Below are 14,690 nucleotides of genomic sequence, written 5' to 3' on the forward strand. Positions count from 1 at the left end.
TGATAAACATCTCCTTTATATTTCACTATAGCTTTGAATAAGCTTGATAAAAGATTCTGCTTTCGTCATCTCTATCATTTGCTCAATATTCTCCTCTTCCTCTAATAATTCCGTAAGCTGACTTAATGCTTTTAAGTGAGAATAATTGTCTACAGCTGCCAATACAAAAATCAAGTGAACATTTTTATTGGGATCATCAGGCGAAAAAGAGATAGGTTCGTTCAATTTAAGTAGGCTCATGTTTAATTTTTTCACCCCATCTTCTGGTCTCGCATGTGGAATCGCTACATTTGGTGCGAGAACAACATAAGACCCCAGCTTTTCAATATTGGTAATCATAGCATCGATATAGCATGGTTCTATCGCTTGTATGTCAAGCAATGGTGACGAAGCAAGGCGAATTGCCTCCTGCCAATTATCTACCTTATCTTTTATTTGAATCATTTCTCGTTTTAACAGATCACTTATCACTGGTTTGTACCCCCTAAACTGAGCAGCAGTATGCCCCATTACTAAATCACAAAGTGTTTCATAGAGCCCATTTTCATCATGGATGGTCGTAAAAAGCTTGATGACTTCCATTATTTGATTAACGCTGACTCCTTTTAAATCCTTTTTCCTTAATACATGAAAATCAAATTCTTGAAGAATACGCGCTTTATCCAACGCTGTTAAAATAGGATTAACCATAATAATTGGTTTAGTTGTTTGAAAAGGAACGGTTGAAAATAACAAGTCAAATTCATCTTCCCTTTGGTAGTCATAGTCACTTAAAGAATAGATAGCTAGTATTTCTACCTCTGGCAAAAGCTTTTCTATCTGGTATTTAAGCATATTAGATGTCCCCATTCCATTCAGGCAGACAATGACTGCTTTTTTGCGCAGATTCACATGAATATTTGCCGGATCCACATAGGAACCAAAATGCAAGGTAATATAGCCAGCCTCCTCCTCCGAAATAGGACGCTTTACAAATTCCTCTAAGGGCTTGAGCGCCTTTTTTACTAACACAAACAAATCCGGGAATTCTTCCTTTATTTGCTTTAATAATGGATTGACAATGGGAATATGAAATAACATTCGATAGTAAGCCGGTCTAATATGATAATAAAGGGAATGAGCTAACTCCTTCTGATTGGAAATCGACACACAGGCTAGCAGCTCAAATTCTTGAATGATTACTTGCGTCAACGCATATAGTTGCCTTTCCATTATGAATGAAGCTTCGTTTAGATGGCTATCCTTGCATTGCAATCCTATTAGAACGCTTGTCACATAAAGCTGTTCATCAGTCTTCTTGAAATGCCAAGCTGAGTAACTTTTTCAGAAATAACCTTATACTCGTTTAAGTTCGCAATGATTTCTCTCCTATCTTCTGGATAGAAAATACAGACTCCTTTTTGTATTCTCAATAGAAGAAAGAGCAGAAAGACGATTACTTCTTGGACCTTTTCTTCAACGTATTTAATACCAAGCTGCTTTTCCACTTCTGCTATAATAGCAGCAATCCTTTTGTGACTACATTCATAAGCCCCTTGGCCATTTTCTTGATTATATAAGTCTTTTAATAGCTTAGAACCTTCCTCATAATGAATAAATTCCGAAATGCAAAGCATCATAAGAAACCTTATATTGCCCTCATCACCAACCAATTCATAACCATGCCTTCTCGTATACTTAATAATTACATGATATTGTTCAGCGAGCTTAGATGCTTCTTTAATAGAAGCAAGAACCGTATTTTTGCTTACCTTTAGAAGAGCGATGAGGTGATTCACAGACACATATTCTGTATTCGTAAATATTTTCAATAAAATTAACCCTTTTCTTTCCATCGGTGAAGCAATATAAGTATGTGTTTTTACGACTGGTATCTTTCCATCTGACTGTTCCTTCCATTGAGTAGGAAAGATTAACCCTTTTGAACGATCATTTTGAATGGGAGGCATCCCCTGATCTATTAACCAATCATTGATTTTCTTCACATCATACGTAATTTGCCGCCGCGTACACCCTAACTCCTTTTCCAATCTCTTGATTCTTTGAGGACCATAATTTTTTAGTACATTCAATAAAGCTGCCGCCCTCTGATCCAACATCCTAATACCTCCTTCTACGTACAGTATAAAATATTCCAACGAAAGAAAGCGTATTCATTTGGTCCGAATTGTGGGTAATTTGTTTGAACAAGATTGGATTGATTTTGGGGTCTATTGTTTTTTACTTATATGGAAGGTACCTAATTCTAATTAAGAGGGAGTATTGCAAATAGTTTAAAGGAGTTTGAACCACTATTTGCAGACATCTGAGCCAGGAAGTGCGGGGGAAAAGCTATTGTTATTAAAAATACAAAGTAATTAAAGAGCCATTAGAACAATATTCGTTCCAATGGCCGCTTGTATTATCTGAATCTTTATGCATAAGATACCTTGTTATACGCTTTTCAACTTCTGTGGGAATTATATAGATAGCGTTAAACCATAACGTTCCCTCATCAAAATTCGCCATCAACCAGGGTTTTATAAGAATTGTGAACGATTCGATTAAGAATTGGATCTGCGATTTGTGCCTGTTCTAGTTTTGAATGCCATCCTCTGCTCCCTCCTACCTGAGTCCATCAATAAATGTAGCAGAGGAATTTCTTTATGTTTACAGATTATCAGCCTGCTATTTAGTAAACTGGGTCTCGAACTCTATTGAAATCTGCGTTTCCTTAACATTTTCTAAATGAATAGCTAATTTCTTAATATTATTATTTTGTTTTTGGTTTTCACCAAGCGAACTAGATAATGGTTTAGCATCCATTACTGAGAATTTAGCATTAGAAGGGTTCTTTATTGTTACTGTAATGAATTTTTCACCCATTACCAATATAGCTGTTTTTCGATCTACACTTAGACCAATATTTGCTCGAGTATGCATAAACCAATAAATTTCTGATGGAGTACTTAATGTAATATTATCCTCTATAAGTATGTCATTTCTATCATTAATCAAAGATGCTCTTCTTTGTATAGATTTTGCATTTTTATACGCATCTGTCATATCAATAAGGGTACTAGCCTCATTTTTATTTGAAGTAAAGTTTATTATTTTTCCCTTCGCAAAAATATTTTGATCTGGATCTTCATCTGGATTTATCACTAGTGTATTTTGGCCCTCCGCTCTTTTCCTATAATAATTCCAGCGATTACTTTTCTTATCAAAGTAGCCTGGCAGATTATAATTATCCATACCAAGATCAATAGCCCACCTCTCACCTAATGCATCAATTACAAATGTCCCTATATCTAAATCGCCATGACTAGCTTGGTTATCACCAGCATGTATCCCTACAAAAGATGACTCTGGATTCCATGAACTTCTCATAGTTACAATCCCAGCACTACCGTTGAACATTTTGTCTAATGGAAGGGAATAATTTTTTTCTTCTTTTGGTCTGTACCAAATCATATTTAGAGGACTATATGTTTTTAGCACACTATCTGCCAATTCCGGCTTATTAAATTTATTAGAAAACCAAAATAATTGTGGTGATTTAATAAAGTTATCTTCTTGAGAATCACCTATATTAAATGCGCCATTATTTCCTTTGGTATAGATTGCATAATATCCAGTATTAGCTATTCCTTTTACTTTGGAAAACTCATAATCTGTACCTAAAGAAGTTTCTAAAGAGGAGAAAAGCAATGCCAAATATTTTGTTGCATAATTCCAATATCCAGGTCCTTCTTCCGTTCCTCCATCGTCACCATACGACATTAAAGAAGTTTTTAATGAAGAAAGAGCCTTTTGAATAATTTCACTAGTAATTTTTTCTGTAAATGGTGATTCATCTGCAATTGCCAAGGCACTAATTAATATACCGCTATTAGAAACTGTATTCCAATTATTACTTCCATCTCTCCAAAAAGTAGGTATTTGAGCTTGATTATTTTGATCATTATACACTATAAGTGCTGGATTAAGTGCATTTTTTAATATGGACTGTTTTAGAATGTCCTTTTGGTTCTGATTTAAATAATCATAAAGCCAATCAAAACCAATCCCTACTGCTGCAGCCATCTCAGCTGTATCTAAGAAATGCGAAGGGTTCCAATCATAGAACCTATTTCGATCAGATACTCGCTCCAACTCTTTCCAAGCTCTTTCAGCATATAACTTATTACCACTCAACCTATACATTAAAGACAATGTTAGGGTTCTGTCTAAGACAGTTCTACTAATTGGCAGTAATCTCACACCATCTGATTTTTCATATGTCACCACAGGCTTTTCTAATAAATTATTAGCATTTATTGTAAGCTCTTTATACCATTGCTTTAAGTTTGAATCAGATTTTAGAGATTCTTTTATTTTTTTAAAATCTTCGCTTGTTGCCAATAATCTAGGATGCTTTTTATTAGGAGATACTTTCTTTAAGTCATTTATAATCACTTGTGCTGGTGGTTCCTTTAATGATGAAATATCATTTTTTCCTTTATATTCAACATTATTCTGCTGTAAGCTATCCATATGGATGGTTGCACTACTAAAAAAAACAATAAGAATTAACATACAATATGTAAATTTCTTTTTTATTGTCATCTCAAACCTCCCATACGGTTATATTATTTCTATATTTATTAACTTAAAATAATTATTCTCGCATTTAAAATGTTGACTAAACAATTACTTTTATTTTCAAAAAATAAAATACTCCTACCTATATTGGTAAAGAGTATTTTATAATATATAATTCTAATCTCTACTAAACAAATCCCTCGTATAAACCTTGTCTTCAACATCTGCTAAATCGCTAGATAATCTATTGGCAACAATCACATCAGAAATTTCTTTAAATTGATCGAAATCATTAATCACTCTTGAATTATAGAAAGTCTCTTCCTGCAATGCTGGTTCATAAACAACCACTTCAATACCTTTTGCTTTAATACGTTTCATGACACCTTGTATGGCTGATTGTCTAAAGTTGTCTGAATCCATTTTCATTGTTAAGCGATAAATACCAACAACTTTTGGATTCTTTTTGATAATCATTTCTGCAATATGATCTTTTCTTGTTCTATTAGCATCAACAATTGCTGTCATAATATTATTAGGAACATCTGCATAGTTAGCTAGTAGCTGCTTTGTATCTTTTGGTAAACAGTAACCGCCATAACCAAAGGAAGGGTTATTATAATGGGTTCCGATTCTTGGATCTAGGCCTACACCATCAATAATTTGCTTTGAATCTAAACCTCTTACTTCAGCATAAGAATCGAGTTCGTTAAAGAATGCAACTCTCATCGCTAAATATGTATTAGCGAATAATTTAATAGCTTCTGCTTCAGTAGAATTTGTGAATAAAACATCTATATTCTCTTTAATTGCACCTTGGACTAACATATTAGCAAACACCTTTGCTCTTTCTGATTGTTCTCCCAATACAATTCGAGATGGATACAAGTTGTCATATAGTGCTTTACCTTCTCTTAAAAACTCTGGTGAAAAGATAATATTATCCGTTTCAAACTTTTCTTTAATCTTCTCTGTGTATCCAACAGGAACAGTTGACTTGATAACCATAATAGCTTCTGGATTAATGGATAATACATTCGCAATTACGGCTTCAACCGTTCTTGTATTAAAATAGTTTTTTTCCGGATCATAGTTAGTTGGAGTAGATATAATTACATATTCTGCGTCTTTAAATGCAGCATAATTATCTGTTGTTGCTGTCAAATTTAAATCCTTTGTCGCTAAATATTCCTCAATTTCATTATCAATTATCGGTGACTTCTTATTATTGATCAAATTCACCTTTTCTTGAATAATATCAAGTGCTATAACTTCGTTATGTTGAGCTAATAAAATTGCATTAGATAAACCTACATAACCTGTGCCTGCAACTGTTATTTTCATTTAATTATACCTCTCCCTTGATAAAACTAGTACTCAAATAAAAAACACAAATTTTTTAGCTTATACCACTTCTCGAAATATGCCTGATATTCTCCACAAATAACTTGCTCTTATCAATCCTGTTACTAACACTCTAACTTAATCATATTCTTCTCTACCACAGCTTTTGTCGGATTTCCTTCAGTTGTAATACATGTAATTAAAATATCATTCCTGTTTCTTTCAATAAAAAGTAAGAAAAGAAGCTATGACGAAAGTTCATTTTCCCTTCTCCTTATCTATGAAACAAATATTGTTTGTTGTCTTTTTGAGAACCCGACATCTAATTTTACAAATTTAATCTAGTTTGAACTTCAGTAAATTTCAACTCTGATAGAGCATGTTCCATGTTCACTTGTTAGAAGGTGAACAAATCACCTAGGTATCCGTGACGTTCCTCATCTCTTTAAATACTCTTTTAATATATTATTTATCCTCATCAGTAGGTAGACAAATTCCACTTTCTGTTTTCGATACAAGTTCAAAAACATACGTTCTTTAAACGTCCAACTATCAAACTGAACTCCTTTTACTGCCTCTAGGAATTCCTGATCTTGCATGACCTCACGAATCTTTACCAAAGCTTGCTTCTTCTGATTCCAATTGGCAAAATGCATTACGATACGACGAACTACTTCATTACCGTAATGGAAATATAGTTCATTCTTATGCCCGACTTCAGTACCCGCAAGATTACAGGCGGACATGTACGATTTTTTCAGTTCATTCCAAAAGTCTGACCTATAAGAGTGACTCGCACTTTCACCGTATACCACATAGAGATACGGGGACTCTGCTGCCAACACTTCAAACTTCTTAACTACTTTAAAACAAGAAAAACAGAAAATACAGTCTTCTGCAAACCTCAAATCGGTTGGAAAAGCAAGCTCATTGTCAAGCAGAAATTCTCGTGAAAATAAATATTGATATACTTTCCCGCCAAAATATGTTGCTTTATAGTTTTTAGAGAAAGGCTCATCGTAAAGCCTTTCACAAAGTAGCCCTGCATCAGCTTCATTATAGCTGCCTGGTTCGAGTGGTAATGGTACCTTTCTCACCCTATTTTGATTCATAATAGCATATGCAAACATGTAAATCTCTTTATCAAAGCCTACACTGTTCAAGATTTTACTGTACTGTTCGGGGAGCACTAAATCATCAGCATCCACAAATGCAATATAGTTACCTGTCGCCTTTCGAATGCCGGTATTTCTCGCTGTCGATACCCCACTATTTTTCTGTGAGACTACCATCAGACGATGATCTATAATTGTCTTCAGTTTTTCTAGTGTCAAATCTGTAGAGCCATCATCCACCACAATCACTTCAATCTCCTCATATGGAATTTGGAGAATCCTTGTGACACAATCCAATATATATTTCTGTGCGTTATATGCTGGAATTATAAAAGATACTTTTTCCTTTTTCATTGTATCACCTTCTTATTTCTTCTTGCCTCAGTATTTTTTGAAAATTGGTATAACCATAATATAGTCCCTACCTATTGCTATTTCAATAACGTAACAATCGTTTTTCCAAAGCTAATTTACCCTTTGTCATTTTGTCAAATAACTGAAGGCTTTGACGAAATTCCACTTGTTTATGATATGCCAGATAGAAAACGACATTGGGGATAATGCAACAAAGTATCCCGCGAGTAATGAGCATCGTAATATCTGAAAATTGTAGTAAACTAGAAGGGATATAGGTCAAAATACACGCCAAAATTGTAACTATGACATATCGAAAAAGTTTTCTTAAATAAGGCAACATATCGCTTTTATCAAATAACTCGCTAAAAATATTGTGTAGTAGCCAAGGCATACCTATCAACAATGTAGCTAATACAGTGGATAAGATAATTCCATATATTCCCCAGAATTGAACCATAATCAAATTCATTATCAAATTTGCCAAAGCTGTTACTAAAGGACGGTATCTGTCCTTACGCCAGATTCCTCCAGCATCCTTAAATAAATTTAGGAGTTGATTTATTTCATATATAAAGTAATAAATACAAAAGTAAATTACAGCAATAAAAGAAAGCTCATATCTTTCTCCAACCCAAAGTTTCATAATTGGCTGATACAAACATAATAAACAAACTGTACAGAAGCCGGAAATCCATACAATAATCAATGTGAATTTTTTCAGGTCCTCTACGTTTTTCTCCTTTGTTTCCTTAATCAAACTATTACCAATACCTGCCGTACATGAATTAAATACAATAGTGACCAAGGCAATCAAAGAAGAGAGAATATAATAGTAATTTTGATAAACAGCTAGCATGGTAAGACCTAAAAAAGCAGAGATCACGATTGTATCAACAGAGTTCAGAATTACCGCACCGACTTTTGATGTAAACAAGTCTCTTATCCTTTGGTTAATCTGACTAATCACTGTTTTTTCGAGGCTACCCTTCGCACGATAATTCGGATACATTTTTGTAGCAACTACTGCAGTTAAAATATTGGTCATCGCCTGTGTAAAAAGTGCAACGATTAAATACCAATAGTAATTTTGTAAGATGAACAAAACTAACAATTGTAAGCCGTACTGAAAAGTGTTTGTAAATAGTTGTACTTTACTTATCACATCATTTCGTTGATGTGCATTTAATAAGCTGTTTTTATAGGCAAATAACCAATAGGAAAGTACAGTTGCTCCTAGGTTTAATAGATATAGAATATAAACATTCAATCCACCAGGTACCTGGCCACTAATCAGGTTCGGTATAAAAGGTAAAATTATCAAACCTACAACCGCAATAATACAACCAATCACACGGTAGTATATTTGATATAAACGTAGCAATGCACAGATGGTTTTTTCATCATCCTCTGCAATGGGTTTATACATACTAAAAACCATGGCAGATCCTATTCCCAGCTCTACTAAATTCAACACTTGAAGAATCGACGTGAACAAGCTATTCAAACCAAGATACTCCATGCCCATCCAATAAATCATTGCTGTACGCATTAAAAACGGTACAATGATTTGATATATCTTCAAAATACCGCCAAAGACGATATTACGTGTTGCATTTTTTGTGCGTTCTATTTTCACTTGTAAAATCCCCCTCAACTACGTTTCATGTGAATTGACAAAATGAGTATCAATACAATCAACATAATTGTAATGGTTAATACATATTGGTTAACATTTATAAAGAATAATAGCTATTCAATTGATATCATTCTGTTCAGAAACATTTCTATAAACACTATTAGAATTTAATTCCAGATATCCTTTGGAAAAACAGCAATCAATTGTTTCTGCATTTCCGATAAGTTAGGTAGTTCCATTGCTTGCATTTTAAGTGCTTCATCGAGCGTTTCGGCCATTTTAACTGAAGTTCTTCCTGTTGAGAAGTACCAGTCATAAAACTTTATAATTTCCTGATCCATCCCCTTTTTTAAAAAAATAGCCGGAACTCCATAGGCCTCTGCCAAAATAATACCATGCAAAGTAGACGAAATAACAAGCTCTGATGCAACTACATCGTTCAAAAAGGACTTATGATCGTATGTTTCTATATTGATATAATTCAAATCATCTCGTCGATTTCCATCTTTTCCATTCTGAGACATATGGTATATCACCGAAATTGGGTATTTTTTTTCTACATTTTCTGGCTTATAGATTAAAGGCAGCAATATACCCGGATCTCCATATACTTCTGGGCATTCATATCCGATGCCTTGCAAGAACCATCTAGTTATTGGTCCCCTAACTGCACGGATATCATATTTTCTATTTTTTTTTTGTTTTACCACCGCTTCAATACTACTGACACTATGGATTCCACTTCCCCAAACTGTAGCATCAAAACCACCCATGCCAATCAATGAGCCAACAGTTAATAAATGCTTCGTACCATTTACCTTTTGTTCTTTATCCAAGCCGTAATAATCAAGCATCCAATCATATATCACACTTGCCAATCCATCACCTAAATTGGGCTTTTTGTTCCACCACTCTAGGTTAACTTTATTTTTTTGCGATTTCTTATATCCAATGGACAGTTCATTTCTCATTAAAAATCTTTTTATCCTAGACACTCATAGTCCTCCATTACAGTTTTTTTTCAAAGGTATTCCTAATAAAATGTAAAAAGCAAAACCAAAAGCACTAAACACCAAAGTCGAAGACGTAATTCCAACTATTAGCATTGCTATAATGCCAGCAATTAACACTGCTTCATGCCTATGATACGTAGCATTTCTTCTTTTTGTTGCACTGATAATCAGTACAACATAAAGAAGTAGCCCAACTACCCCAGTAGAAACTAAAATGCTAAGTACCATATTATGGGCAGAGGTAGCAAAAACATTTCCTGTTATCTCTACATATTTTTCTGCATATAAATAACCCACTCCATATATCGGGCTGGAAGCAATTAAATTTAAACAACTTTCCCAAATGAACGTCCTCGTTGTTAACGTAGGACTTTTCCCCAAAATATTCACAACAAAATACTGCATAATAGGTGACCGATCTATTAATATGGTAAAAGTAACGAGCAACCCATAAAGTGGAATAAAAACTTTATAATTTAAAATTTTATATATAATTTTTTCGCTTCCCTTTATAATTTTGCTAAAGTTAAAAAAGATAAAAAAAACACCTATCAACAGTATTCCAACATTGGCTGCCGTTGATTTAGAGTGATACAAACATATTGCCGAAATTATAATGGCAAGATAACTCTCCATGTTAATTTTTTTATTTTTCATTTCTGACAAATATGCAGTAATAATACATAATGGTAAACTGTAAACCAATCTTGCAGTCTTATACCCCAAAAACCAATTTTCAGAGTATAGGTCATCGGTATATAGTCCACTTGGGTATAATATCATTGATAACGCATCGGCTATAACAATTATCCATAGAGTATTTTTCCATATTCTCAAAATTGGAATAATGCTTTTCTGGTAGGAATCGATACAAAGCGAAATTAAGAATGGTATGGATAACAATCTCAATGCATATCCAACATTTCCATATCCAAATTGTGTACATAATAAAGAAAATAGAATAAATACACTCAGCCATTTAAATGTAGTTGTGTATTTATGTCTAATAAAAAGATTTCTTATGACAAGTCCTAATATCGCAATAATTCTCACCCAAAAAAGGATTTGAGTCATTCCACTAAAAATTGAATTTAAAAAGGTAATATTTATACAACTAATAAGGATTACTAAACTTATTAAGTCCGTTGAGGTAATCTTCTTTATTCTAAAGTTCATTATTTTCCCTCACAAAAATTAAGGCTTGCTATTCAAACCCCATATTCATAAATCTATATATACACTCCATTGTGTTACCCGGAAAAGCCTAGATATGTAATTATTTCGCTAAAGGCAATGTATCATTTTGCAAAATAGCAAATAGTTCCGGATAATGTCCCAGTATTTTTCCAACAGCAATATCATTATTGCCTCCCTGCACATTTTGCGATTGTAGCGAAGAGGAATGCTGCCCAACCACCCAAACTGGGCAAAGTCCCCTTTGCTCTGGTTCCGATACCATGGCACGTGTTCCTTGTTTCACAGCCATAAATTTTAGCCAGAGATCATCAACCAACGGAGCAAGCGACATGAGTAATTCCTTCGAAAATAAATCTTTATATAATACACCGGGTGGATAGAGTATTCCCCCCTCCCCGATTGGTAAAATTCGATAACTAGGCTGCTCAACTTTTTCTGGTAGCCTTGTTCTCCACTTTACATAAGGAGCAAGTCGATCCCCCTCCAATGCAATCCAACGTGCCTGATTGCAAATCACTGCATCGGGATACTTTTTATGCATTCGTAAAAGTTTTTCGACCGTATCTTCTGGATAGATAACGTCGTCATCGACTGTTATTACAACAGCATCTGGATATTCAAGCATTGAATAATAATATTTTTTATGCGACCTTAAATCGTTACAAAATCTAACCTCTAAGCCGTATTGCATATATTGTTGAATTTCTTGCGGAATTTCTTCCCCTGGATACTGCTCCTTTGCTAGCCATAGAATAAACCGATCGACGGGTACACTCTGATTCAGAAGTGACTTTATCGTCCATCCGACGATGTTGTTACGCCCAGGATAGGTTGTCATTGACAGAATGATTTTTTCTTCGCCTTTATTTTTACCAATGGGATTTTGAATTGGCTTTTGGCGAAGTAGTAAATTTTCCGAAAACATAACGAATCTATTTAATATCCAATTCAGTCCCTTGATCCTTTTGTTATAGGGCAGTTTATATTTATGAATATCTTGTATTTTCATGTATCCTCCCACTATAATCTTCTAAAAAAGTTGTGGATGCAACACTATTGACCAGAAAGTTTAATTTATCTTCGCACTTTGACAATAGTTTCACATGAGAAAATAGCTATAGAATGTTTTCCACGGCTAGATTTTCATGCAACCATTACCACTTTTTATATGCGTCCTTTTCTTCCCGTTGTGCAGTATCACTGCACAATTCGATTTTTCACAAGTGCATCCAATTGAAAGTTATTCTTAAAAATAGTAAGAATAACTTTCAAATTCAAAATTGCATGTTTTTTCTCTACTTTAGCTTAACGCTCACGTATCCCTAAATACAAAATTATCTTCACTAATTTTATTAGTCAGTTTCTTGTTTATAAAATTGATTATTCTTTAAAAAATTTTTTAATCTACTAATTTTAATGTCTGATAGTTTAATTAATACATGTTTATTTCTAAGCAATTTAATAAAAATTCCTAAGCTATATAATAAACCAAACTTATATCTTACAAGTGCCATTCCAGTAAGTCTTGTGGCAGAATTCCTTATATTTTTATATTCTTTAGTACTTAACTTTTCTCTGAAAAAATTATTTTTTCTTATATATACATCCAAAATATCCGAAAATTTTTCTTTACTCATCGAGCTAGTTATACTTTTGGAATTAAAGTCCCAACTATAAATTGTATTTGATTCAACTGTAAATGAAGTGGAATAATAATCACATTTTAAACTAAACATAACATCATTACTGCTTAACGTTGAATCAAAAGTAATATTATGTTTTTTTATCATTTCTGCTCTAAATAATTTTGACCAAACCACTTGTATTTGATATTTTATTTTACTAATATCCCTAGTTTCCAAGTATTCTTCGATTGGTTTGGAATAAGAAAGGTGTCTGGTTGTTACATTACCATTTTCATCTTGAGATGTAGGTAAAAAATAAACTATATCAAAATCTGCTGTTAAATACGGTTCTATATACTTATAGAAATTATCAGTAAAATGATCATCACTGTCCGCGAACAAAATCCACGGAGAAGTAACCTTTTGAATTCCGATATTCCTGCAAACACCGGCGCCTTTTTTATTTGTTTGGTTTTCATACAAAGATATGTTCAAAGGAAATTGCTTCACAATTCCCTTTAAGTTTTCTATTTCAGTAATACTACTTTTATCATCAACAATAATAATTTCTAAATTATCCCTTTCTTTCACCATTAGTGAATTAAGGAGCTTTCTTATCCTATCACTTGAATTAAAATGTGGTATTACAATAGATATCAACGAATTCATTTTTAGCCCCTATTAGCATAATTTTTTTATAATATAAGAGTTTATTATCTATCCCTTTAAATATTCTTCGAAAGTAATAGTTACAAAAAATAACTTTATTTTGCATGATTATTAAGTAATGAATTTATATAACATAAATAATCATTCATTTATGTTATATAAATAGTATAATCTTCAATACTTTTTCTATCAGAAGCGGGAACTATCGTCTCTTCTTTAAAGTCACCAATTGCAATAAATAATATTAATTGTTCAGAATCATCAACTTCTATTAACTTTCTTATATCCTTTTCATCTCTAGAGTTCATCATTGCATTTAATGGGACAGCAGCTAAGCCTTCGTGTTCTAAACCATAAATCACTGACATCGAAAATAGTCCACCATCAACAAAAGCCTCATTTCTTTCTACAGGGCTCAAAAATGTACTATTAGAAACACTTATTGCCAAAACCACCTCAGGCAATTTTGGATATCCCTTAAACCCTCTTTGTAAATATAGTAAATTTTTCATTTTTTCTTTATTAGTTACAACGTAAACTTTCCATCCTTGTCTATTACAAACAGAGGGAGTTTTCCCAGCATTCTTTATTGCATTATTAACTTTATTTATATCTATAGGTTGTCCAGAAAACTCTCTAATACTATATCGATTTTGAGCTAATGAATAAAAATTCTTATTATGATTTTGCTTTTTTTCCTCTCGATAAATAGTTTTAGTGCCTGCATCTCTAAATACTTGATCGTAATCTTCCAAAAAAGTACTATCTATAATTTCACTCAAAAAACTTACATCAAAATTCTTACTCTCATGAAATTTTTTATACCTCAGTATAATAGAGCGCCCTTGTCTATAAGGAAAACTATCCTGAGGATAGCCACTTTTTGTATAAACCACTAAAGCATCATTAAGAACAGAAAGAGCCTTTTTACCAAATCCTAATCGAATATTTTCATTACGGGACAAACCTTTTTCAATCGCATGAACATTGTATATTATTCTCGAACATAATTGATCATATGAACAATCATAAATTGAAAAGGAGGCTGTTTTCGAAAATCTTCTTATATCTTTACCTGCTAAATAACGAAGGCGAATCTTTTGCAAAAATTTTTTCCCATATTCCTTCAATTTATTTGTATTAGTTTTCATATATACTCCTCTTCTTATCA

At 33.1% G+C, this 14,690-nt stretch carries 11 protein-coding genes; all 11 read right to left on the reverse strand.

Translation table 11 applies throughout. The features are described 5' to 3' along the window. Positions 1-15 precede the first annotated feature (15 nt). The 11 genes from NSQ89_RS19765 to NSQ89_RS19815 all read right to left on the reverse strand — a co-directional run bounded on the left by NSQ89_RS19765 (position 16) and on the right by NSQ89_RS19815 (position 14,670). Positions 16-1,212, reverse strand: a complete 1,197-nt coding sequence (locus NSQ89_RS19765; protein ID WP_341133100.1) for a BglG family transcription antiterminator — start codon at positions 1,210-1,212, stop codon at positions 16-18. A gap of 59 nt (positions 1,213-1,271) precedes the next feature. Beyond that, complete coding sequence (locus NSQ89_RS19770; RefSeq protein ID WP_341133101.1) at positions 1,272-2,099, reverse strand: helix-turn-helix domain-containing protein; 828 nt, start codon at positions 2,097-2,099, stop codon at positions 1,272-1,274. A gap of 568 nt (positions 2,100-2,667) precedes the next feature. After that, the gene (locus NSQ89_RS19775) at positions 2,668-4,587 is read right to left on the reverse strand and encodes a heparinase II/III domain-containing protein (RefSeq protein WP_341133102.1); all 1,920 of its coding nucleotides are present in this window, start codon (positions 4,585-4,587) and stop codon (positions 2,668-2,670) included. 153 nt (positions 4,588-4,740) lie between these two features. Then, positions 4,741-5,907, reverse strand: coding sequence for a nucleotide sugar dehydrogenase (locus NSQ89_RS19780; RefSeq protein ID WP_341133103.1), 1,167 nt, complete (start codon positions 5,905-5,907; stop codon positions 4,741-4,743). Between the two features lie 437 nt (positions 5,908-6,344). Further along, positions 6,345-7,376 carry a glycosyltransferase family 2 protein gene (locus NSQ89_RS19785; protein ID WP_341133104.1) on the reverse strand — a complete coding sequence of 344 codons (1,032 nt, stop codon included), beginning with the start codon at positions 7,374-7,376 and terminating at the stop codon, positions 6,345-6,347. Between the two features lie 82 nt (positions 7,377-7,458). After that, the gene (locus tag NSQ89_RS19790; protein WP_341133105.1) at positions 7,459-9,015 is read right to left on the reverse strand and encodes a lipopolysaccharide biosynthesis protein; all 1,557 of its coding nucleotides are present in this window, start codon (positions 9,013-9,015) and stop codon (positions 7,459-7,461) included. A 167-nt stretch (positions 9,016-9,182) separates the two neighbouring features. Continuing rightward, positions 9,183-10,010 carry a polysaccharide pyruvyl transferase family protein gene (locus NSQ89_RS19795; RefSeq protein ID WP_341133106.1) on the reverse strand — a complete coding sequence of 276 codons (828 nt, stop codon included), beginning with the start codon at positions 10,008-10,010 and terminating at the stop codon, positions 9,183-9,185. Continuing rightward, positions 10,011-11,204: an O-antigen ligase family protein gene (locus NSQ89_RS19800; RefSeq protein ID WP_341133107.1), complete on the reverse strand. Its 1,194-nt coding sequence runs from the start codon at positions 11,202-11,204 to the stop codon at positions 10,011-10,013. 100 nt (positions 11,205-11,304) lie between these two features. Continuing rightward, entirely contained in the window at positions 11,305-12,234 is a 930-nt protein-coding gene (locus NSQ89_RS19805; protein WP_341133108.1) for a hypothetical protein, read from the reverse strand. 343 nt (positions 12,235-12,577) lie between these two features. Continuing rightward, entirely contained in the window at positions 12,578-13,519 is a 942-nt protein-coding gene (locus NSQ89_RS19810; RefSeq protein ID WP_341133109.1) for a glycosyltransferase family 2 protein, read from the reverse strand. Between the two features lie 149 nt (positions 13,520-13,668). Further along, complete coding sequence (locus tag NSQ89_RS19815) at positions 13,669-14,670, reverse strand: nitroreductase family protein (RefSeq protein ID WP_341133110.1); 1,002 nt, start codon at positions 14,668-14,670, stop codon at positions 13,669-13,671. Positions 14,671-14,690: the final 20 nt, after the last annotated feature.

Origin of the sequence: Niallia sp. FSL R7-0648 (assembly GCF_038007005.1) — a bacterium.
In the GTDB taxonomy this organism is placed as follows: domain Bacteria; phylum Bacillota; class Bacilli; order Bacillales; family Cytobacillaceae; genus Niallia; species Niallia circulans.

What these genes read in the sequence shown, in the direction of transcription:
- NSQ89_RS19810 (WP_341133109.1), bottom strand. Translation starts at nt 13,519, where the DNA reads ATGAATTCGTTGATATCTATTGTAATACCACATTTTAATTCAAGTGAT.
- NSQ89_RS19800 (WP_341133107.1), bottom strand. Translation starts at nt 11,204, where the DNA reads ATGAACTTTAGAATAAAGAAGATTACCTCAACGGACTTAATAAGTTTA.
- NSQ89_RS19770 (WP_341133101.1), bottom strand. Translation starts at nt 2,099, where the DNA reads ATGTTGGATCAGAGGGCGGCAGCTTTATTGAATGTACTAAAAAATTAT.
- NSQ89_RS19765 (WP_341133100.1), bottom strand. Translation starts at nt 1,212, where the DNA reads ATGGAAAGGCAACTATATGCGTTGACGCAAGTAATCATTCAAGAATTT.
- NSQ89_RS19780 (WP_341133103.1), bottom strand. Translation starts at nt 5,907, where the DNA reads ATGAAAATAACAGTTGCAGGCACAGGTTATGTAGGTTTATCTAATGCA.
- NSQ89_RS19775 (WP_341133102.1), bottom strand. Translation starts at nt 4,587, where the DNA reads ATGACAATAAAAAAGAAATTTACATATTGTATGTTAATTCTTATTGTT.
- NSQ89_RS19805 (WP_341133108.1), bottom strand. Translation starts at nt 12,234, where the DNA reads ATGAAAATACAAGATATTCATAAATATAAACTGCCCTATAACAAAAGG.
- NSQ89_RS19785 (WP_341133104.1), bottom strand. Translation starts at nt 7,376, where the DNA reads ATGAAAAAGGAAAAAGTATCTTTTATAATTCCAGCATATAACGCACAG.
- NSQ89_RS19815 (WP_341133110.1), bottom strand. Translation starts at nt 14,670, where the DNA reads ATGAAAACTAATACAAATAAATTGAAGGAATATGGGAAAAAATTTTTG.